Source organism: Streptomyces sp. NPDC002577 (genome assembly GCF_053594815.1).
The window spans coordinates 186938-204880 of record NZ_JBSFWK010000002.1 but is presented as its reverse complement, the minus strand read 5'-3'; the positions used below and the strand labels follow the sequence as shown (position 1 = coordinate 204880).

Below are 17943 nucleotides of genomic sequence, written 5' to 3'. Positions count from 1 at the left end.
CGATGTTCACTCCTTCGGGTGGCGGGCAAGGCGATGGGCGGTCGCTGCTCATCGGCGCTGGAATGGTCTGGAGCCGTATGAGGAGGCGCTCGCGTTGACGGACCGTCACCCGGGCCCAGGGGTTGGACGAGTCAGGAATGCGAGCACCGGTGCAGAAGATGCGGCCTCGGCGACGCAAGGGCGGGCAGACGGCGTTCGACACGGTCGGCGGGGGTGCGCCCGGCGCCTCCGTGCCCGGCCAGCGGATCACGCCGACCGCTCCCGACGCGGCAAAGAGCGCTCCGGGCGCGGGTGCGCAGTACGGCACCGGTGTCCCGACTGGCGCGGGGGCACCGAGCGCCGCGGGTGACCTCGGCGCCGTAAATGCCATGTCCGGCGGAGGTACCGGCCCCACGGGAGCGTCGGGTGCCCCTGGAACGGCGGCCCTGGCAGCCGTGGACCGGCGCCGCCCCGCGCGCGTGCGCAACCGCCTCATCGTCGCCGTCGCCGTCGTCGCCGCCGCGATCGCCGGAGCGGGCGCGCCGGCCATCGTCGCGGCCTCCGGGCAGCTGAACGACTCCCAGCAGCTGGTGACGCTCGCCGAGCAGACGCAGCAGGCTCTCACCCTGGCCCACTCCCTGGCCGACGAACGCGACGACGTCACCTCCTATATCGCCGCGGGCCGCCCTGAGGGCAAGGGGCTCTCCGGGCAGCGCAGCGCCCGCGTCGACCGGCAGGCCGACGAACTGCGTACCGACGCCCCCGCCGCGCTGCTCCGCGACATCAAGGACATCGCGGCCGTCCGGAGAACAGCGCTCACCGGCAAGAGCACTGCTCTCGAAGCGCATGCCGCGTACTCCGAGGTCATCTCCGAACTGCACGCCCTCGCCAGGGAGCTGGCGGATCAGCTGCCGCCCCGCGCGGGCTCCGGATCGCGTGCCCTGGTGGATCTCGACAGCGCCGTCGAGCAGGCGGCGGCCGCCCGCGGGCTCCTGCTCGCCGCCTACGCCGTGCCCCGGACCACCACGACCACCACCACGATCGACCCGGTCACCGGGCTGCCCACCACCGTCACCACCGAGTCGGCCGCCGACGTCAAGGCGCGGGGCGAGCTCAGCGCCGCCGCCCAGCAGGCCCGCGTACGGGAGCAGGCCGCCCTCGCCGACTTCCAGGAATCCGCCCCGGCCGCCGGCCGCGCGTCGTACGACTCCACGGTCACCGGCCCGGACGTCACCACCGCGGAGAAGTACCTCGCCCGCCTCACCGACCAGCCGAAGCTGTCCGCCGCGGAGCTCCACTACAGCAGCAAGAAGGTCGATGCGGCCCTCTCCGCCCGGGTCGACCTCATGCGCGGTGTCGAGGCGTCCCTCAACGACCGGCGCACCAAGGACCTGGCCCAGCTGCGCGACGACGACGTGACCGCGCTGGAGATCCGCATCGCGCTGGTCGGCGTCTGCCTGCTGGCCGCGGTCGGCGTCTCCATGGCCATGGCCCGCTCGCTCACCCGCCCGCTCGCCGTTCTGCGCATCGGCTCGGCCCGTGTCGCCGCCGACCCGGTGGCGGAGGAGCCGGTCCGGTTCACCGGCCGCAACGACGAGTTCGCCCAGGTCGTACGTTCCGTCAACGCGCTGCATGCCCACGCCGTCGGCCTCCAGGAGCGCCTCGCCACGTTCGAAGCCGACCGCAAGCACCTCGTCGGCCAGCGGCAGAGCATGGCGGACGAGCGTGAGGCGCTGCGCGCCCAGCTCGCCGACGCCAAGGCCGGCCTGGAGGGGATGCGGCACAGCATCAACTCCACCTTCGTGAACCTCTCGCTGCGCACGCTCGGCCTCGTCGAACGGCAGCTGGCGATCATCGAGCGGCTCGAGGAGCGCGAGCAGGACCCCGAGCGGCTCGCCACCCTGTTCAAGCTCGACCACCTGGCGACCGTCATGCGCCGCCACAGCGAGAACCTGCTGGTCCTCGCGGGCGCCGAGCACGGCCACAACAACCCCGGGCCTGTGCCGCTCGTCGACGTCGTACGCGCCGCGGTCAGCGAGATCGAGCGGTACGAGCGGGTCCGTATCTCCTCGCTTCCGCCGCACGCCCATGTGGCCGGTTTCGCCGCGGACGATCTCAGCCACCTCATCGCCGAACTGCTGGAGAACGCCACGTCGTTCTCGCCGCCCGACGCCTCCGTCGAGGTCTCGGGCTGGCTCCTGGAGAACGGCGAGGTGATGCTCTCCGTCCAGGACGAGGGCATCGGCATGACCGACGAGCGGCTGCAGGAGGTCAATACCCGGCTGGCCGCGTTCGACCCGGACGACGTGCACGAGCACGACGACGAGGGGCTCGGTCTCGGCCTGTACGTGGTGGCGCGGCTGGCCGCGCGGCACGGGCTGCGGGTGCAGCTGCGCGAGCAGAAGCACGGGGGCATCACGGCCGTCGCCGTGCTGCCGGGGCCCCTGCTCGCCGCCGCACCCGGGATCTCGGCGCCCACGGCAGCCCCCGTGGTCGGGGGTGCGCCGTCCCTGGCGCTGCCCGGCTCGGAGGCCGAGGCCAACTCGAACGTACTGCCGGGGCGCACCGGGCGGGATCCGCTCATCGCCGCGGCGGAGCAGTCCCTGCGCGAGGCCGGGGAAACGGCCGAGCAGGGCGGCGGAGACGACGTCTTCGAACCGACCGCCGACGGCGAGGCAACCGGACGGACCGCCGCCGAGGCGGCGTACGGACGGGCCGCCGCCGAGGACGAGTACGGACGGGCCGCCGCCGAAGCACGGCGTGCCGCCGACGACCGTGAGATCCATGACCGGACCTCCGACGAAGGCGAGGAGCCCGCGGCCGGCCGCCGGTCGCCGGCGGAGCTGCCGCAGGCGGCGGCGCCCGCGGAGGAGCCGCGATCCCCGCTCCAGCCGCCCGCCTGGGACCGCGTCACGGACAAGGGGCTGCCCAAGCGGACGCCCAAGGTGGCACCTGCCGCCTCCGTGCCGAAGCCGCGCGGCGGTTCCGTGGACGCCGAAGCGCTGCGCCGCAAGCTCGGCGGCTTCCACCAGGGGTCGCAGGCGGGCCGGCGCGACGTCGAGGCCGAACTCGCCGGGGAGAGCGCCCAGGCGCCGACGCCGGTCAGGGAGTCGCCTCAGCCGCCGACGGCCGGGTTGCCGGAGCAGAGGGCCGCCGAGCCGCGGGAGCGGACGGTGGAGGCGCCTGGATGGGTGGCCGAGTCGCGGGAGCGGGGCACCTGGTCGTTCGAGCCGACGGCCGAGGCGTCACAGCAGCCCGGGTCGGCGCGGCCGGCATACGGAACTCAGCAGTCGCCGACGGCCGCGGTGCCGGAGCAGCGAGACCCTGAACCGCGGGAGCGGATGGTCGAGCCCGAGCGGCCGGCCGAGTCGCGGGAGCGGGCGTTCTGGTCGCCGGACCCGACGGCCGAGGGGCCGGAGCGGCGTGCCTGGTTCTCCGAGGCGACGGCTGAGGCGCCCCAGGCGGCGCCCCGATCGCCGCAGTCCCCGACGGCCGAGGCGCCGCAGGCGGCGCCCGGACCGGTGCCGCCGGTGTTCGGATCTCCGCAGCCGGGCCCCATCACACGTACTACCGACGAAGCCAAGGGGGACACAGTCGAGGAGGCAAGCAGTTGACTGCGCCCGCGCGTACGCCCAGCACTCCCAGTACGCCCACCACTGACCGTACGGACGGATCACCGAGCCGATCGGGACTGAGCCGCGAGGCCCGCAACCTGCAGTGGCTGCTCGCCAACCTCGTCGAGGAGGTGCCAGGGCTGCTGTCCGTCGCCGTCGTGTCCTCCGACGGGCTGCTGCTGCTCTCCTCCGACCCCGGACACCACGTGGAGCAGCCGGCCGCCAGGCCGCAGGGCCCCCGAGGTTCCAGCGCGGACCTCGCCACCATCGTCTCCGGGGTCGGCAGCCTCACCATCGGCGCGGCCAAGGTGATGGGCTTCGGCAACGTCAAGCAGACCATGGTCGCCATGGACGAGGGCAGCCTCTTCGTCATGTCGATCAGCGACGGCTCCCTGCTCGGCGCGCATGCCAGCCCGGACTGCGACATGAGCGTCGTCGCGTACCACATGGCGCTCTTCGTCGGCCGTGCCGGGCATGTGCTCACCCCCGAACTCCGCCGTGAGCTGCGCCAGTCGATGCACAGTGAGCCGATAGGGAGCAAGCCCATGGAGAGCGCCAAGTGACCACGTCGAAACCGTCGAAGCTGCCGACCAGAGGCGGCGACCGCAAACCGGCCCGGGTACGCCCGTACTCGCTCACCGGCGGCCGCACCCGCTTCGGGCACGTGCTGCTCGTCGAGACGTTCGTGGCCGCGCTCGATGCTCCCGAGGAGCGTCTCGAGCTGACCAACGGCTCGTTGTCCACGCGCGTCATGCCGGAGATGCGGGCCATCGTCGAGCTCTGCCGCCGGATGCGCACGGTGGCCGAGATCGCCGCGCTGCTGAAGATGCCCCTCGGTGTGGTCCGCGTGCTCCTCAGCGACCTCGCGGACCAGGGGAAGATCCGCGTGTACGGAACCGGCCACGGTCCGGGACAGCCGAACCGCGCGCTGCTGGAAAGGGTGCTGGGTGGACTCCGCCGTCTCTGAACTGCTTGCCTCCGACCGGCCGGAGGACCCCGAGGAACGACTGCAGGCCTGGCAGACGGACCGGACGCGCGCCCCCATCGCCACGAAGATCGTCGTCGCGGGCGGCTTCGGCGTCGGCAAGACGACGCTGGTCACCGCGGTCTCGGAGATCCAGCCCCTCCAGACGGAGGCGCTGATGACCCAGGCCAGCGAGGACACCGACGACCTGGCAGCGACCCCCGACAAGACGACCACCACGGTCGCGATGGACTTCGGCCGCATCACGCTCGACGACGACCTCGTCCTGTACCTCTTCGGGACGCCGGGCCAGCAGCGCTTCTGGTTCATGTGGGACGACCTGGTGCGCGGGGCCATCGGCGCGGTGGTCATCGCCGACACCCGGCGGCTGCCCGACTGCTTCCCGGCGCTCGACTACTTCGAGAGCTGCGGACTGCCGTACGTCGTGGCCGTCAACCACTTCGACGGCACGGAGAGCTTCGAGGTCGAGGACGTGCGCGAGGCGCTGACGATACCGCCGCACATCCCGGTTCTGATCATGGACGCGAGACAGCGGATATCCGTGGTCGAGACACTCCTCGCGCTGGTCGGCCACGCGCTGGACGTCGCCCCCGAATGAACCAGCGCCCAGCCGACGCCACCACCCGCAGGACCTGACCCCCCACCACAGCCACGGCAGTCCCCCAGTGCCTGAAGGGCCTGGGAGGTGCCCCCATGGCCAGTTCACCCCAGTAGGAAGAAGACACCCCGCCATGCGGAAGATACTCGTCGTCGGAGCCGGCCAGTCCGGGCTCCAGATCGCCCTCGGACTCCAGTCGCACGGGTACGAGGTCACCCTGATGTCCAACCGTACGGCGGACGAGATCCGGGCCGGCCGGGTCATGTCCACGCAGTGCATGTTCCACACCGCGCTGCAGCACGAGCGCGACCTCGGGCTGAACTTCTGGGAGTCGCAGGCCCCGAAGATCGAGGGTCTCGGCGTCTCCGTCGCCGCCCCCGGCTCCTTCGACCCGGGCCCCTCGCAGCGCGCCATCGACTGGGTCGGCAAGCTCGACGGGTACGCCCAGTCCGTCGACCAGCGCGTGAAGATGGCCGGCTGGATGGAGACGTTCGCGCAGCGCGGCGGCCAGCTGGTGATCCATGGTGCCGCGGTGTCGGACCTCGACTACTTCTCGCGCACGTACGACCTCGTGCTCGTCTCCGCCGGCAAGGGCGAACTGGTGTCCATGTTCGGCCGGGACGCCTCGCGCTCCCCGTACGCCGAGCCGCAGCGCGCCCTCGCCGTCGCCTATGTCCACGGCCTCGGCCCGCGGCCCGAGCACCCGGACTTCGACGCGGTCCGCTGCAACCTCGTCCCCGGCGTGGGCGAGCTCTTCGTCATGCCGACGCTCACCACGTCCGGCCGCGCCGACATCCTCTTCTGGGAGGGTGTCCCCGGCGGTCCGCTCGATGTCTTCAAGGGCGTCAAGGACCCGTCCGAGCACCTGTCGCTGACGCTGGAGCTCATGGAGAAGTTCACGCCCTGGGAGTACGCGCGGGCCACCAAGGTGGAGCTGACGGACGCGGGCGGCACGCTGTCCGGGCGGTACGCGCCGACCGTGCGCAACCCGATCGGGCGCCTGCCCGGTGGCGGGGCGGTCCTCGGCGTGGCCGACGTCGTCGTGGCCAACGACCCGATCACCGGTCAGGGCTCCAACTCCGCGTCCAAGTGCGCTGCGTCGTACATCGCTTCGATCCTCGAGCACGGGGAGAAGCCGTTCGACGAGGAATGGATGCAGGGGACGTTCGACCGGTACTGGGAGACTGCGCAGCACGTCACCAAGTGGACCAATGCCATGCTCGGTGTGCCGCCGGAGCATGTCCTGAACCTCATCGGGGCCGCGGGGCAGCTTCAGCCGGTGGCCGACCGGTTCGCCAACGGGTTCAACAACCCGGCGGACTTCGAGAACTTCTTCTATGAGCCGGCGAAGACGGAGGCGTACCTCGCCGAGGTGGCGCAGGCGTAGCCTGCCCCGGTCGTTCCGGTACCCGGGGGTTTCCGGGTACCGGGGATCCCCCCGGAAGCTGTGCTGAGGCCGTACGCGAGGGCACCCGCCGTCGTGGGTTGTGCCCACCCGTTCCGCCCCAGCGGAACGACTGCCCACAACGCAGCGCCTGGCTGCCCACACCTGGTGTCACCCGCCAGCCGGCCCGGAGGCCGCCCTATACCCCGTATCCGCGCCCGCCCCAGCCCCCCGCGGCACCTTCGGCGCGTCGTACGACGTCCGGGACAGGGCCTTTCGGCCCGGGTCCGGGCGGACGGCGCCCAGGACGGGGTTCGACGCGATGGGGGAGACCTTCACCTTCGCGCCGGGCCGCGGCGCCTGGACCACCAGGCCGTTTCCGAGGTAGATCGCCACGTGCGTGGCCTCGCGGAAGTAGACGACGAGGTCCCCGGGGCGGATGCTGCGCAGCGACACCCGCGGCAGTTGTGCCCACTGCTGCTGACTGGTCCGCGGAATGGTCTGCCCCGCGTAGGCCCACGCCTGCGACGTCAGCCCCGAACAGTCGAACGACGAGGGCCCCTCCGCCCCCCACGCGTACGGCTTGCCGATCTGCTGTACGGCGTACCGCAGGGCCGCGGCCCCGCTCCCGGACGGCGTCCGCGAACCGCTCAGCAGCCCGGCCGCGAGGAACTGCTGCTGCGCCCTGGCCGCCTCGGCGTCCTCGGCCCGCCGCAACCTGGCGAGCTGCTCGGCCTTCAGCGAGGCGATCAGCCTCTCGACCTCGCCCAGCCGCTTCCGCACCGTGTCCCGGTCCTTCTTCTGCTGCTCGGCGAGGGTGAGTTGCCGGTCGAGTGCGCCACGTGCCCGGGTGGCCAGTGCGTCGGCGTGCGCCTCGCTGCGGGTCAGCCGGTCCACGGTGGCGGCCCGTTCCTGCGCCACGCGCTGGATCACATGTCCCTGGTCGAGCGCCTGCTGCAGATCGCGGGCGAGGAGCAGCTCCATGTACTGGGAGATGTCGCTGCTGCTCTGGTACTGCTGCCGGGCCAGCCGTCCGGCGGCCTCCCGGCTGTTGTACAGATCGAGACGTGCCTTGGCGAGCCGGGTGCTCAGCGTGGAGACCTCGGCCCGCTGACGTTTCAGTTTCACCGCGGTCGCGTTGTACGTCTCCGTGGCCTTCTCGGCGTCGCGGTACAGCCCCTGAAGGTCTTTCAGCAGCTGGGAGACGGACCGCTCGCCCGGCCCGGGTGAGGTGACCGCCGCGGTGGCGGACGTCGCGGCCGAGCCGGCGGCGGAGGCGGGAGCGCACAGCGTGCCCGTGTTCCCGACCGTCAGTGCCGCCGTCGCCGCTCCGGTGCAGACCAGTCGCAGAAGTTTGCCTGACACGTCATCACCTCCGCTTGCGGGGTGGGCCGTCCACCCAGGGTGAGCATGCAACCAGGCAAGGGAGGAAATACCCTACAACTGAGCAATGTGGATCAAATCGGTCACCCCATCGGTCGCTTCTCCGAGGGGAGCGCCGTGAGCGTGCTCTTTCGGAAGGCGAATGTGTGCTCGGGCGTGGCCGCACGGCGGGACTTGAGTGGGTCGCGTCAGTCCTGACCCGGCTTCGACCAGGGCCATCTGGGCCCCGAGCCGGCCTTCCCCTCCGGATCGAACTCGTACCTCCACCCCCGGTGCAGCGACAGCGCCCGGCCGCCCGTCTCCACCGGGACCCGGCGGTAGACGAGCACGGTCGGCGGGCCGCCGGCGGCGTCCGGTACCGGCACCCGGTACACCTTCGGCGGGTGGCCGGTGATCCCGAGCAGCACCGGCAGGACGCGGCCGTCCAGCGGCCCGCCCACGAAGGGGGTGTTCTCGCTCTTCACGGCACCAGTGTCACAAATCCGGGCCGTCGGCGGCCTCCCGCGACAGCGCGTCCCGCAGCACATCGGCGGTCCCGGGGTCCCGCCCCGCGGTCACCGTCAGCACCGCGACGAACTGCTCGACGAGCCAGTCCCGCAGCTCCTCCAGCGGCGGCTGCTTGTCCTCGTCCAGCCAGATCAGCGACGCGGCCTCGACCGCAGTGATCCACACCCGTACGGTCATCCGCAGCCGTGCCCCGGGCTCGCTGGCTCCGAGGTGGGCGAGGACCTGCTCGGCGGCGGCCCTGCGCACGCCGTCGACGATGGCGGTCGTACGCGAGGTCTCCACGACGCTGCCGCCCTGCAGCAGGGCGCTGAACCCGGCGTCGTGCTCGTTCACGAAGGCGAGATAGCGGTCCAGCGCCCGGGACAGCCGCTGCGTCAGCGGGCCGCCCGGCGGCTCCTCGAAGCACATCTGCAGGGCGTCCGCGGCCGACCGCAGCGCGGCCTCGTACAGCTGCTGCTTGCCGCCGGGGAAGTAGCGGTAGACGAGCGGGCGCGACACCCCCGCCGCCTCCGCGACGTCGTCGAGCGAGACGTCCTCGGGCGCGCGGTGCGCGAAGAGGGACAGCGCGGCGTCGATGAGCTGGCTGCGCCGCTCCTCCACGCTGAGCCGTCGGTACGCACGGGTGCCGGCAGCGGAGGTCATGGCCGGAAGCCTAACGTTCGCCCGCAGCCGGACGCCCGTCGGTCCAGCAGCCCTGACGTCCGTCACCGCCGGTGGCGGCCCGTCAGGCCAGCAGCCCCGACGACCGCCACATCCTGCGGCCCACGCCCCGGAGCACCCCGATGTCGTCCAGGAAGTCCGTCAGCCGGCGGGCGCCTGTCTGCATCACCTCGCGCCGGTGCCCGCTGGCCCTGACCTGGGCCACGGCCTCGCGCTTGTCCAGACCGACGTTGGTGTACACCTCGGGGTTGACGAAGGCGACCGAGAACACCCGGGCGAACTCACCGGAGGTGATCCTGGTGAACTCCTGCGACCAGCGCGGTGCCGTCATCATCTGGCGGCGCAACTCCTCGCGCGCGTAGCGGACATGGCGCGCCTCCTCGACGACGTGGATGCGCGTGACCCCGCGGATCAGCGTCTGGACGCGCTCGTCGGGGAACGTCAGCCGCTGCATCCAGTCGAGGATCTCCTCGCCGAGCAGCGTGGCCGTGAAGGAGCCGGGGGTCGTGGAGATGGTCTTGAACACCCGGCCGAGGTTGTTGTGCGCGCGGCTCACCGGATAGTGGGGGGTGCCGCTGCGGCTGATCAGCCGCGCGAACATCTTCGAGTGCCGGCACTCGTCCTCGATCTCGGTGAGGGCGTACCGCACGTGCGCGCTCGTCGCCGCCTTGTCGTAGATGTGCCGTACGAGCAGCTGCATCAGGATGATCTCGAACCAGATGCCGAGCGAGGCGAGCGCGGACGACTCGTGCTGGGAGAGCAGGATCCGCTGCTCCTCGCTCATCCGCTTCCACAGCGGGGTGTCGTACAGCGACACCAGCTCCGGCGGCCAGAACCACTTGCCCTCCTCGAAGGGCGCGTCCCAGTCGAGCTCCTTGTCCGGGTCGAAGGAGTGCTTGGCGGACGAATCGAGCAGCCGCTTCGCCACCTGCTCCCGGTCCTTCAGCAGACCGAGCGCGTCGCGCAGCACCTCGGCCTCCGTCGCCGTCGTCATGGCTGTCCCCACCTCGTCGTCAGGGTCTCCGCGTCACCGCGCGGGCGTTGCCGCGCGGGTGTTGCCGCGCAGGTGTTACCGGCGGTCACCTCTTATGAGACTGGCTGTCAGCAAGGTCGTCAATCCCTTGCGCAGGACTTGTTGACTCGGCGTCTACTTGTTGACCGGGTCACGGCGAGGTGTGAGTCTGCTGTGTATGTCGACGCAAGCGCTCTACACCAGCGACCCGGGCGAACCGAACTGGGTGGTCCCGGCCTGCGGCGCCGCCCGCTTCAGCTGGGAGGCCATGTTTCCTGGCCAGGAGAACGGCTCCGGACGTGACCGGCTTCTCGCCCTCTACCAGAAGGGCAAGGACAAGCAGTGGGACGGCCAGAAGCGGATCGACTGGGACCTGGAGGTCGACCCGCACGACGCGCTGGGCACCCCCGACGAGGCGATGACCCTCTACGGCACGCCCCACTGGGCGAAGATGACCGACAAGGACAAGGGCGAGCTGCGGCAGCACTACGCGTCGTGGCAGTTCAGCCAGTTCCTGCACGGTGAGCAGGGCGCCATGATCTGCGCCGCCCGCATCGTCGAGTCCGTCCCGGACCTGGACGCGAAGTTCTACTCCGCGACCCAGACGATGGACGAGGCGCGGCACGCCGAGATCTACGGCCGGTTCCTGCACGAGAAGATCGGCATGCTCTACCCGATCAACGACAACCTGCAGTCGCTGCTCGGCGACACCCTGCGCGACTCCCGCTGGGACATGCCGTACCTCGGCATGCAGGTGCTGATCGAGGGCCTCGCGCTGGCGGCGTTCGGCATGATCCGCGACACCACCGACAAGCCGCTGCCCAAGCAGATCCTTGCGTACGTCATGCAGGACGAGGCCCGGCACGTGGCCTTCGGCCGGATGGCGCTGCGCGACTACTACAAGCAGCTCACCGACGCCGAACTGCGCGAACGTGAGGAGTTCGTCATCGAGGGCTGCTATCTGATGCGCGACCGGTTGCGCGGTGTCGAGGTTCTGGAGAACTTCGGGATCCCCAAGGCGGAGGCCGAGGAGTACAGCGAGCAGTCGGAGTTCCTGCACCTGTTCCGCCAGTTGCTCTTCAGCCGCATCGTCCCCTGCGTCAAGGACATCGGCCTGTGGGGCAAGCGCCTGCAGGAGGCCTACGTCGACATGGGCGTCTTCGAGATGGGCGACTCGAACCTGGACCTGCTGATGGCGCAGGACGAGGAGATCGCCGAGAAACTGGACGCGGAGCGCTTCGCGGCCGAGGAACGGGAGCGGGTGACGGAGGTCCAGGAGGCGATCGACGCGGGGACGGCTTCCTGACCGCGGTGGGCTCAGACCGTCGTGCCATCCGGCGGGAACGTCGTCCGCAGGCTGAACGCATGCGGCGTGGGGCCGTGTTCGCGGAGGTGGAGCAGTCGCTCCTCGGCCTCCGCGACCGTCGGCTGATGGCCCGCGGGGACCCACCACAGGGTGGTGACCGCCTCCTCCAGACGCTCGAACCACTCACGCCTCCGCTTCAGCAGCTCGCGATGCCGGCCCTGGTACATGAACGCGGTCAGCGCGTTCATGTCCCGCCACACCGACATGTTGACGATCAGCCACTCGTCGCCCAGGAAGGGAATGTCCGTCGCGTCGCCCGAGTCGCTCTGCAGCCGCCAGACGAAACCGTCCGCGGCGTCCGCCGCGGTGTTGACCGGATCGAGTGCGTCGACGAAGTCCTTCAACTGCGGGGAATCCAAGGGAGCCTGCAGACGGGCGATGTTCACCTGGGCGAGTTCGAACGCGGCTGTCTGTGTCATGAGCCGCACACTAATCGCCGGCTTGTGTCTCTGTGGGGGCTATGAGTGACTGGCAGGCCGTGACTCGTACGGCGCCCGAACGCCTTCTCACGGAGGCCGCCGCCGACAGGTGAGTACCTGTGAACCGACGTCTAACGGCCGGGAAACCGCACCTCGCCGGGCAGGCCCTAGCGTCGCGCGGCATGACGGGGAACACATCCCACCACAGGCAGTTGCCTGCCGGGCGGTCGGCCACCGTCCGGCTCCTCCGACTCGTACCGTCCCTCGCCCGCGCGGAAAAGCGCCCCGGCCCTGGCGCCCGCTCCGGCCCCGGCACCCGCTCCGGCCCCCGATCGGGCACGGGCCCCGGCCGTCGGGTGCATCCGCTCCCGGGCTGGCGCAGCATCCGCGGCCGCGTGGCCGTCGTACTGGCCGTGCCGACCTGTCTGCTGCTCTCCCTCACGGGGCTCGGCGTCGCCGACCGGGCCGCCGACTGGTCGGCCGCCCGTGACACCGCAGGCCAGGTCGGTCTTCTGGTGCGGGCCCAGGACCTGGTCCGCGAGCTGCAGCGCGAACGCGGCCTGACCAACGGGCTGTTGGGCGGGGCCGGGGAGTACCGCGACGACGTCGACGCACAGCGGGTGCGTACCGACGGCGTCCTCACCGAAGTGGAAACGGTGCTCCACGAGCAGAGCAGTGATCACACCACTACGGCCACCACCGCGCTCGAGGACGCCCTGACGGCGCTGGACAGCCTCGGCACCACACGTGACGAGGTCGACGCGGGTTCCGCGGACCGGTCCAGCACCCTGACCTTCTACACCCGGGCGGTCAGCGCGCTCATCGACGCCGAGTCCGCGCACACGCCCACGGGCGACCGCCGCGTCAGCGACGGCATCCGGGCGCTCCAGGCGCTGGCCCGCGCCACCGAGGCCGTCGCCCTGGAGCGCGGCTCCCTCAACGGCGTCTTCGCCGCCGGCCGCTTCCGTACCGGCGAATACCTCGACTTCACCGAGATCCGGGCGGCCCGTGTCGCCGCCCTGGACCAGTACGCCCAACTCGCCACGCCCGCCCAGGAGTCCGCGCTCGACGCCGTGTTCGATACGGCGGCCGCGCGCCGCGCCATGACCTACGAGAAGCGGGCCGAAGGCGGCGCTGACGGATCGCGGATCTCCGTCGACCCGTCGGGGTGGTGGAACACGATGACCACCCTCGTCGACGATCTGCACGGTGTGCAGCGGAAGGTCGGTGACGACGTGCGCGCCCGCGCCGCTGACGCCGGGTCCACCGCCACGCGGCAGCTCGGTGGGTTCCTCGCGCTCGGTGCGCTGATCCTCGCCGTGGCCACCGCCCTCGCCGTTCTCGCCGCCCGCTCCATCACCCGTCCCCTGAGCGCCCTCGCCGACCAGGCCGACGCGGTCGCCCGCAGCGGGCTGCCCGCGGCCGTCCGGCGGATCCAGGAGGCCGGCCACGGCGACGCCGACGAGCCGGTCGCCGCCCCTGAGACGAAGGGGGACGCCGAGGTACCCGGCAGCGCACGCGAGATCACCCGGCTCGCGGCCGCCCTGCGCAACGTGGAGCGCACCGCGGTCGGTCTGGCGGGCGAGCAGGCCGTGCTGCGCCGCAACACCACCGAGTCGCTGGCCAGCCTCGGCCGCCGCAATCAGGCGCTGCTCGGCCGCCAGCTCGGCCTGATCACCACCCTGGAGAGCCAGGAGCTGGACCCGGACGCGCTCGCCGAGCTCTTCGAACTCGACCACCTGGCCACGCGTATGCGCCGCAACGCCGAGTCGCTGCTCGTGCTGGCCGGCGCGGAGACCCCGCCCCGCTCCTGGCCCGGCACGGTCACCATGTCGGAGGTGGTGCAGTCGGCGATCGCCGAGGTCGAGCAGTACCAGCGGGTCGAGGTACCGGACCTGCAGCAGTCCCGGGTCCGCGGTCACGCCGTCGCCGAGCTCTCCCACATGCTGGCCGAACTCGTGGAGAACGCCCTGGTCTTCAGCCCGCCCGCGCGGCCCGTGGAGATCTACGGCTGGCGGGATACGGGCGAGTACTGCCTGGCGATCGTGGACCACGGCATCGGCATGAGCGACGAGCAGATGGCCCGCGCGAACGCGCGGCTGTCCGGCCGCGAGTCGTTCCTGATCGCGCACGCCGGTTCCGCCGCGCGAGCGGGCGGCACGCTCGGACACTACGTCGTCGGCAGGCTCGCCGCCCGCCTGGGCGCCCAGGTCGAACTCCGCCGCTCGCAGGGTCCGGGCACGACGGCGTATGTCGCTCTGCCCGCCGCGATCGTGCAGCGCCCGGACCAGCAGCCGGCGGCGTCGGCGCCGGCGCCGGGGTGAGCGCCGGAACCGTTGTGGGCAGGCGTTCCGCCCCTAGCGGAACGACTGCCCACAGCGGGTGGGGGCGGCGGCTCAGTGGCGGCGGTGCGGCCGGCGGTTGCCCCGTGGGGCGTCCGCCGACGGACCCGACGGCCCTGCCGAGGCGTCACGGCGGGGGTCCGACGGCTGGGCGGCCGGCAGGTGCAGGACCGCCTCCATCACCGCCTTCGCGATCGGTGCCGCGGACCCGCCGCCGCTGATCTCCGCTCTGTCGGCCGCCGCGTCCTCCACGACGACGGCGACCGCCACGGCGGGCGCCGCCGCGCCGTCGGCCTGTGCCCAGGAGATGAACCAGGCGTACGGGGTGCCGGTGTTGCCGACGCCGTGCTGGGCGGTGCCCGTCTTGCCGCCGACCGTCGCGCCGGGGATCGCCGCGTTCGAGCCCGTGCCCTCCTCGACGGCGTCCGTCATGAGTTCGCGCAGCTGCATCGCGGTGGACGGCGACATCGCCTGACGCAGCGTCCGCACACCCGCGGTCCGCACGGTGGAGCCGTCGTCGGTGGTCGTTCTGTCCACCAGGCGCGGCGATTTGACCGAGCCACCGTTGGCGACCGCCGCCGCGACCATCGCCATCTGCAGCGGTGTCGCCCTCGTGTCGAACTGGCCGACGGAGGACAGGGCGAGCTGCGCGTCGTCCATCTTGGTGTCGAAGTTGCTCGCCGAGACCGGGAGCGGGATCGTCAGCCCGCTGTTGTTGAAGCCGAGCCGCTGTGCCATGTCCGTCATGGCACCGAGCCCGGTCTGCACACCGAGCTTGGCGAAGACCGTGTTGCACGACCACTCGAAGGCGTACCGCACGGGCGCGTCCTCGCAGCCGTCCACCTCGTTGCTCAGTTGCGACTTGCTGCCGGGCAGCGTGTACGGATCGGGCGAGTCCGTCGGCCTGTCCAGGTCATCCACCACGCCCTGCTCCAGTGCCGCCGCCGCGGTGACCACCTTGAACGTCGAGCCGGGTGGATAGGTCTGGTGGATGGCCCGGTTCAGCAGCGGCTTCTCCGGGTCGGCGTTCAGCTGCGTCCAGGCATCCTTCACCGAGTCGCTGTTGCCCGAGAGCCGGCCGGGGTCGTACGACGGCGTGGACACCAGCGCCAGGATCCGCCCGGTGGCCGGCTCGATCGCCGCGACCGCGCCCTTCCTGCTGCCGAGTCCCTTGTACGCGGCCTCCTGGGCGGCCGCGTTGATCGTCGTGACCACCCGGCCGCCCGGACTGCGGTCGCGCGTGAGGTCGTTCCACCCGGGAACCGGCCCGAGCAGCGGATCGGTGCCGGCGAGGACGTCGTCCTCGGTGTTCTCCAGCAGCGACGTGCCGTACGCCTGCGAGGAGAAACCGGTCACCGGCGCATACAACGGGCCGTTCTTGTACCGGCGTTCGAAGCGGAGCTGCTCGCCGGTGTCCTCCGACGCCGTCACCGGCGCCCCGCCGACGAGGATGTCGCCGCGCGCCTGGGCGTAACGGGCGATCGCGTGGCGGCGGTTGGCGGGGTTGTCGTCGTACGCCCCGGCCTGGAAGACCTGGATGCGGGTGGCGTTCACCAGCAGTGCGACCAGCAGCAGGGCGCACACGATCGCCGCGCGGCGGATGCAGCTCGTCACGACGGTGCCGTCCCGTCGTACTGGCTGCGCGCCGAGTCGCTGATACGGATGAGCAGCGCCACGATGATCCAGTTGGTGACGAGCGACGAGCCGCCCTGCGCGAGGAACGGCATGGCCATACCGGTCAGCGGGATCAGCCCCGTCACGCCGCCCGTGATCACGAACACCTGGAGCGCCACGATCGAGGCGAGACCCATGGACAGGAGCCGGCCGAAGGGCTCGCGCAGGGCCAGCCCGGCCCGGAAGCCGCGCTCCACCAGCAGCCCGTAGAGCAGGATGATCGCGGACAGTCCGGTGAGGCCCAGTTCCTCGCCGGCCGTGGCCAGGACGAAGTCCGACTTCGCGGCGAAACCGATGAGGATCGAGTGGCCGAGCCCGAGACCGGTGCCGAGCATCCCGCCCGCGGAGAACGCGAACAGCGACTGCGCGAGCTGGCTCGGGCCCTGGCCCGCCTCGATGGAGGCGAAGGGATGCAGCCAGTCCTCGATCCGGCTGTGGACGTGCGGTTCGAGGCCGCCGACGGCGAACGCGCCGAGCGCCGCGAGCAGCAGGCCCACCGCGACCCAGCCGGTGCGGCCGGTGGCGACGTACAGCAGGATCACGAAGAGCCCGAAGAACAGCATCGAGGTGCCCAAGTCCCGCTCCAGGACGAGCACTCCGACACTGAACAGCCAGATCGCGACGATCGGCCCGAGGACGCGGCCGGTGGGCAGCTGCAGTTTCCAGATGCGGCGGCCGGTGTACGCGAGGGCGTGGCGGTTGGCCGCCAGATAGCTGGCGAAGAACACGGCGAGCAGCACCTTCGCGAACTCGCCCGGCTGGATGGAGAACCCGCCGAGCCGGATCCAGATCTTCGCGCCGTTCACCGCCGGGAAGAAGATCGGCGCCATCAGCAGAAGCAGCGCGGCCGCCCCCGACAGATAGGCGTAGCGCTGCAGTGCCCGGTGGTCGCGCAGGAGCACGACGACCGCGATGAACAGGCCCACGCCGAGCGTCGACCAGACCAGCTGCGTGGGGGCGGCCCGGTCGGCCGGGGTCTCCAGGTCGAGGCGGTAGATCAGGACCAGGCCGATGCCGTTGAGCAGGACGGCGATCGGCAGCAGGAGCGGATCTGCGTACGGTGCGCGGAAGCGGACGGCGAGATGGGCGAGCAGCGCGAGCGCGCCGAGCCCGGCCCCGTAACCGACGGCGCCGGGCGGGACGGAACCGCTCTTGGCGAGGCCGACAGCGCAGTACCCGTACACGGGCAGCAGGACGGCGAGGGCGAGCAGGCCGAGTTCGGTGCCGCGGCGGCGGGGGAGGCGTACAGCGGGGACCGCGGCGGGGGCGGCGGTGTCCGCTGTCGTTCCGGTCATGGCGGGAACGTAGCAAGCGGCGCGCGTGATGTCCCGTTATGTCGTGATAATCGGGCTGTTCTGGTGGTTCATAGGCGGTTTGCCCCGTCGGGGAGGATGTCGCGGTGCGCGAGCCGCCGTCGGTGCGTGCGCCGGCATTCGACCGCCGTCAGCACCAGCGCGGCGCCTTCCAGACGTTCTCGATGTAGCGGGCCGCACCCCACGCCCAAGTGCCGTCGGTGAGGAGGTACCACCGGTCGTTGCCGTCGACCGATTCGCCGGCCGTCTTGCAGAAGACCGACACGAGCGCCCCGTACGGCTCGACGCGCAGGACGATGCCGCCGCGGGTCGGGGAGTCGCGCAGGATGAGCCCGGTGCGGGCGATGACCCGGCCCGTGTACGTCTCGTACGGCCGGGCCGGAGCGTTGTCGCCGCCCGTGGCGAGGGCGGGCGTGCCGACGGCGACGGCGGAGAGCGCGGCGCCGGCGGCGACCACGGCGAGCCGGGCGGCGGTGGACCGCGGGGACATGGGGCCTCCGTGGGTGGTCGGGAAGCGGGTGGTCGGGGAAACGCGGCGGATCACGGATCTCGGCGATCGCCGATCCATCGCCACACTAGGAGCGGCCCTTCATCTGCGCAGGTCACACTGCGCCATCGGGGCCGCGCGGCCCTCCGCCCCGCTCCGGCCCCGCTCCGGCTTCTTGCCCCCGGCGCCCCCGCCTGTTCCCATGGTCATGGGGTGATGG

15 protein-coding genes are annotated in these 17943 nt (G+C 71.7%); 7 read left to right on the top strand and 8 right to left on the bottom strand.

Features of this window, described 5'->3' with window-relative positions; all coding sequences use genetic code 11:
* Positions 1-368 precede the first annotated feature (368 nt).
* The 5 genes from ACWD4J_RS04535 (at position 369) to ACWD4J_RS04515 (ending at position 6563) form a co-directional block, all read left to right on the top strand.
* Positions 369-3593, top strand: a complete 3225-nt coding sequence (locus ACWD4J_RS04535; RefSeq protein ID WP_451394015.1) for a nitrate- and nitrite sensing domain-containing protein — start codon at positions 369-371, stop codon at positions 3591-3593.
* A gap of 77 nt (positions 3594-3670) precedes the next feature.
* A complete protein-coding gene (locus ACWD4J_RS04530; RefSeq protein ID WP_451394014.1) occupies positions 3671-4156 on the top strand; it encodes a roadblock/LC7 domain-containing protein in 486 nt (161 codons plus the stop codon).
* Positions 4153-4560, top strand: a complete 408-nt coding sequence (locus ACWD4J_RS04525) for a DUF742 domain-containing protein (protein ID WP_067277607.1) — start codon at positions 4153-4155, stop codon at positions 4558-4560. The genes ACWD4J_RS04530 and ACWD4J_RS04525 overlap by 4 nt, the downstream gene beginning before the upstream one ends.
* Complete coding sequence (locus ACWD4J_RS04520; protein ID WP_451393804.1) at positions 4541-5176, top strand: GTP-binding protein; 636 nt, start codon at positions 4541-4543, stop codon at positions 5174-5176. Before ACWD4J_RS04525 ends, ACWD4J_RS04520 begins: the two co-directional genes overlap by 20 nt.
* Positions 5177-5309: 133 nt before the next feature.
* Entirely contained in the window at positions 5310-6563 is a 1254-nt protein-coding gene (locus ACWD4J_RS04515) for a styrene monooxygenase/indole monooxygenase family protein (protein WP_451393803.1), read from the top strand.
* A gap of 168 nt (positions 6564-6731) precedes the next feature.
* Here ACWD4J_RS04515 and ACWD4J_RS04510 read toward each other — a convergent pair whose 3' ends face one another.
* The 4 genes from ACWD4J_RS04510 to ACWD4J_RS04495 all read right to left on the bottom strand — a co-directional run bounded on the left by ACWD4J_RS04510 (position 6732) and on the right by ACWD4J_RS04495 (position 10104).
* The gene (locus ACWD4J_RS04510; RefSeq protein ID WP_451393802.1) at positions 6732-7925 is read right to left on the bottom strand and encodes an NlpC/P60 family protein; all 1194 of its coding nucleotides are present in this window, start codon (positions 7923-7925) and stop codon (positions 6732-6734) included.
* A 206-nt stretch (positions 7926-8131) separates the two neighbouring features.
* Positions 8132-8407, bottom strand: coding sequence for a hypothetical protein (locus ACWD4J_RS04505; RefSeq protein ID WP_451393801.1), 276 nt, complete (start codon positions 8405-8407; stop codon positions 8132-8134).
* A 10-nt stretch (positions 8408-8417) separates the two neighbouring features.
* On the bottom strand, positions 8418-9092 hold the full coding sequence (locus tag ACWD4J_RS04500) for a TetR/AcrR family transcriptional regulator (protein WP_451393800.1): 675 nt from the start codon (positions 9090-9092) through the stop codon (positions 8418-8420).
* Between the two features lie 82 nt (positions 9093-9174).
* Positions 9175-10104 (bottom strand): AurF N-oxygenase family protein, encoded by a 930-nt coding sequence (locus tag ACWD4J_RS04495; RefSeq protein WP_451393799.1) that lies wholly within the window; start codon positions 10102-10104, stop codon positions 9175-9177.
* 196 nt (positions 10105-10300) lie between these two features.
* Between ACWD4J_RS04495 and ACWD4J_RS04490 the strand changes: the two genes are divergently transcribed.
* On the top strand, positions 10301-11428 hold the full coding sequence (locus ACWD4J_RS04490; protein WP_451393798.1) for a ferritin-like domain-containing protein: 1128 nt from the start codon (positions 10301-10303) through the stop codon (positions 11426-11428).
* An 11-nt stretch (positions 11429-11439) separates the two neighbouring features.
* On the opposite strand, the gene ACWD4J_RS04485 is transcribed toward ACWD4J_RS04490, so the two are convergent.
* Positions 11440-11907, bottom strand: a complete 468-nt coding sequence (locus ACWD4J_RS04485; RefSeq protein WP_451393797.1) for a DUF3291 domain-containing protein — start codon at positions 11905-11907, stop codon at positions 11440-11442.
* A 182-nt stretch (positions 11908-12089) separates the two neighbouring features.
* Here ACWD4J_RS04485 and ACWD4J_RS04480 point away from each other — a divergent pair, with 182 nt between their 5' ends.
* Positions 12090-14231, top strand: a complete 2142-nt coding sequence (locus tag ACWD4J_RS04480) for a sensor histidine kinase (RefSeq protein ID WP_451393796.1) — start codon at positions 12090-12092, stop codon at positions 14229-14231.
* Between the two features lie 72 nt (positions 14232-14303).
* Here ACWD4J_RS04480 and ACWD4J_RS04475 read toward each other — a convergent pair whose 3' ends face one another.
* From ACWD4J_RS04475 to ACWD4J_RS04465, 3 genes are all read right to left on the bottom strand, one after another.
* A complete protein-coding gene (locus tag ACWD4J_RS04475; RefSeq protein WP_451393795.1) occupies positions 14304-15863 on the bottom strand; it encodes a penicillin-binding transpeptidase domain-containing protein in 1560 nt (519 codons plus the stop codon).
* Positions 15860-17218, bottom strand: a complete 1359-nt coding sequence (locus ACWD4J_RS04470; RefSeq protein ID WP_451393794.1) for an FtsW/RodA/SpoVE family cell cycle protein — start codon at positions 17216-17218, stop codon at positions 15860-15862. The genes ACWD4J_RS04475 and ACWD4J_RS04470 overlap by 4 nt, the downstream gene beginning before the upstream one ends.
* A 148-nt stretch (positions 17219-17366) precedes the next feature.
* Entirely contained in the window at positions 17367-17726 is a 360-nt protein-coding gene (locus ACWD4J_RS04465; protein WP_451393793.1) for an SH3 domain-containing protein, read from the bottom strand.
* Positions 17727-17943 lie beyond the last annotated feature (217 nt).

What these genes read in the sequence shown, in the direction of transcription:
- ACWD4J_RS04535 (WP_451394015.1), top strand. Translation starts at nt 369, where the DNA reads ATGTCCGGCGGAGGTACCGGCCCCACGGGAGCGTCGGGTGCCCCTGGA.
- ACWD4J_RS04515 (WP_451393803.1), top strand. Translation starts at nt 5,310, where the DNA reads ATGCGGAAGATACTCGTCGTCGGAGCCGGCCAGTCCGGGCTCCAGATC.
- ACWD4J_RS04500 (WP_451393800.1), bottom strand. Translation starts at nt 9,092, where the DNA reads ATGACCTCCGCTGCCGGCACCCGTGCGTACCGACGGCTCAGCGTGGAG.
- ACWD4J_RS04495 (WP_451393799.1), bottom strand. Translation starts at nt 10,104, where the DNA reads ATGACGACGGCGACGGAGGCCGAGGTGCTGCGCGACGCGCTCGGTCTG.
- ACWD4J_RS04490 (WP_451393798.1), top strand. Translation starts at nt 10,301, where the DNA reads ATGTCGACGCAAGCGCTCTACACCAGCGACCCGGGCGAACCGAACTGG.
- ACWD4J_RS04485 (WP_451393797.1), bottom strand. Translation starts at nt 11,907, where the DNA reads ATGACACAGACAGCCGCGTTCGAACTCGCCCAGGTGAACATCGCCCGT.
- ACWD4J_RS04480 (WP_451393796.1), top strand. Translation starts at nt 12,090, where the DNA reads ATGACGGGGAACACATCCCACCACAGGCAGTTGCCTGCCGGGCGGTCG.
- ACWD4J_RS04470 (WP_451393794.1), bottom strand. Translation starts at nt 17,218, where the DNA reads ATGACCGGAACGACAGCGGACACCGCCGCCCCCGCCGCGGTCCCCGCT.
- ACWD4J_RS04465 (WP_451393793.1), bottom strand. Translation starts at nt 17,726, where the DNA reads ATGTCCCCGCGGTCCACCGCCGCCCGGCTCGCCGTGGTCGCCGCCGGC.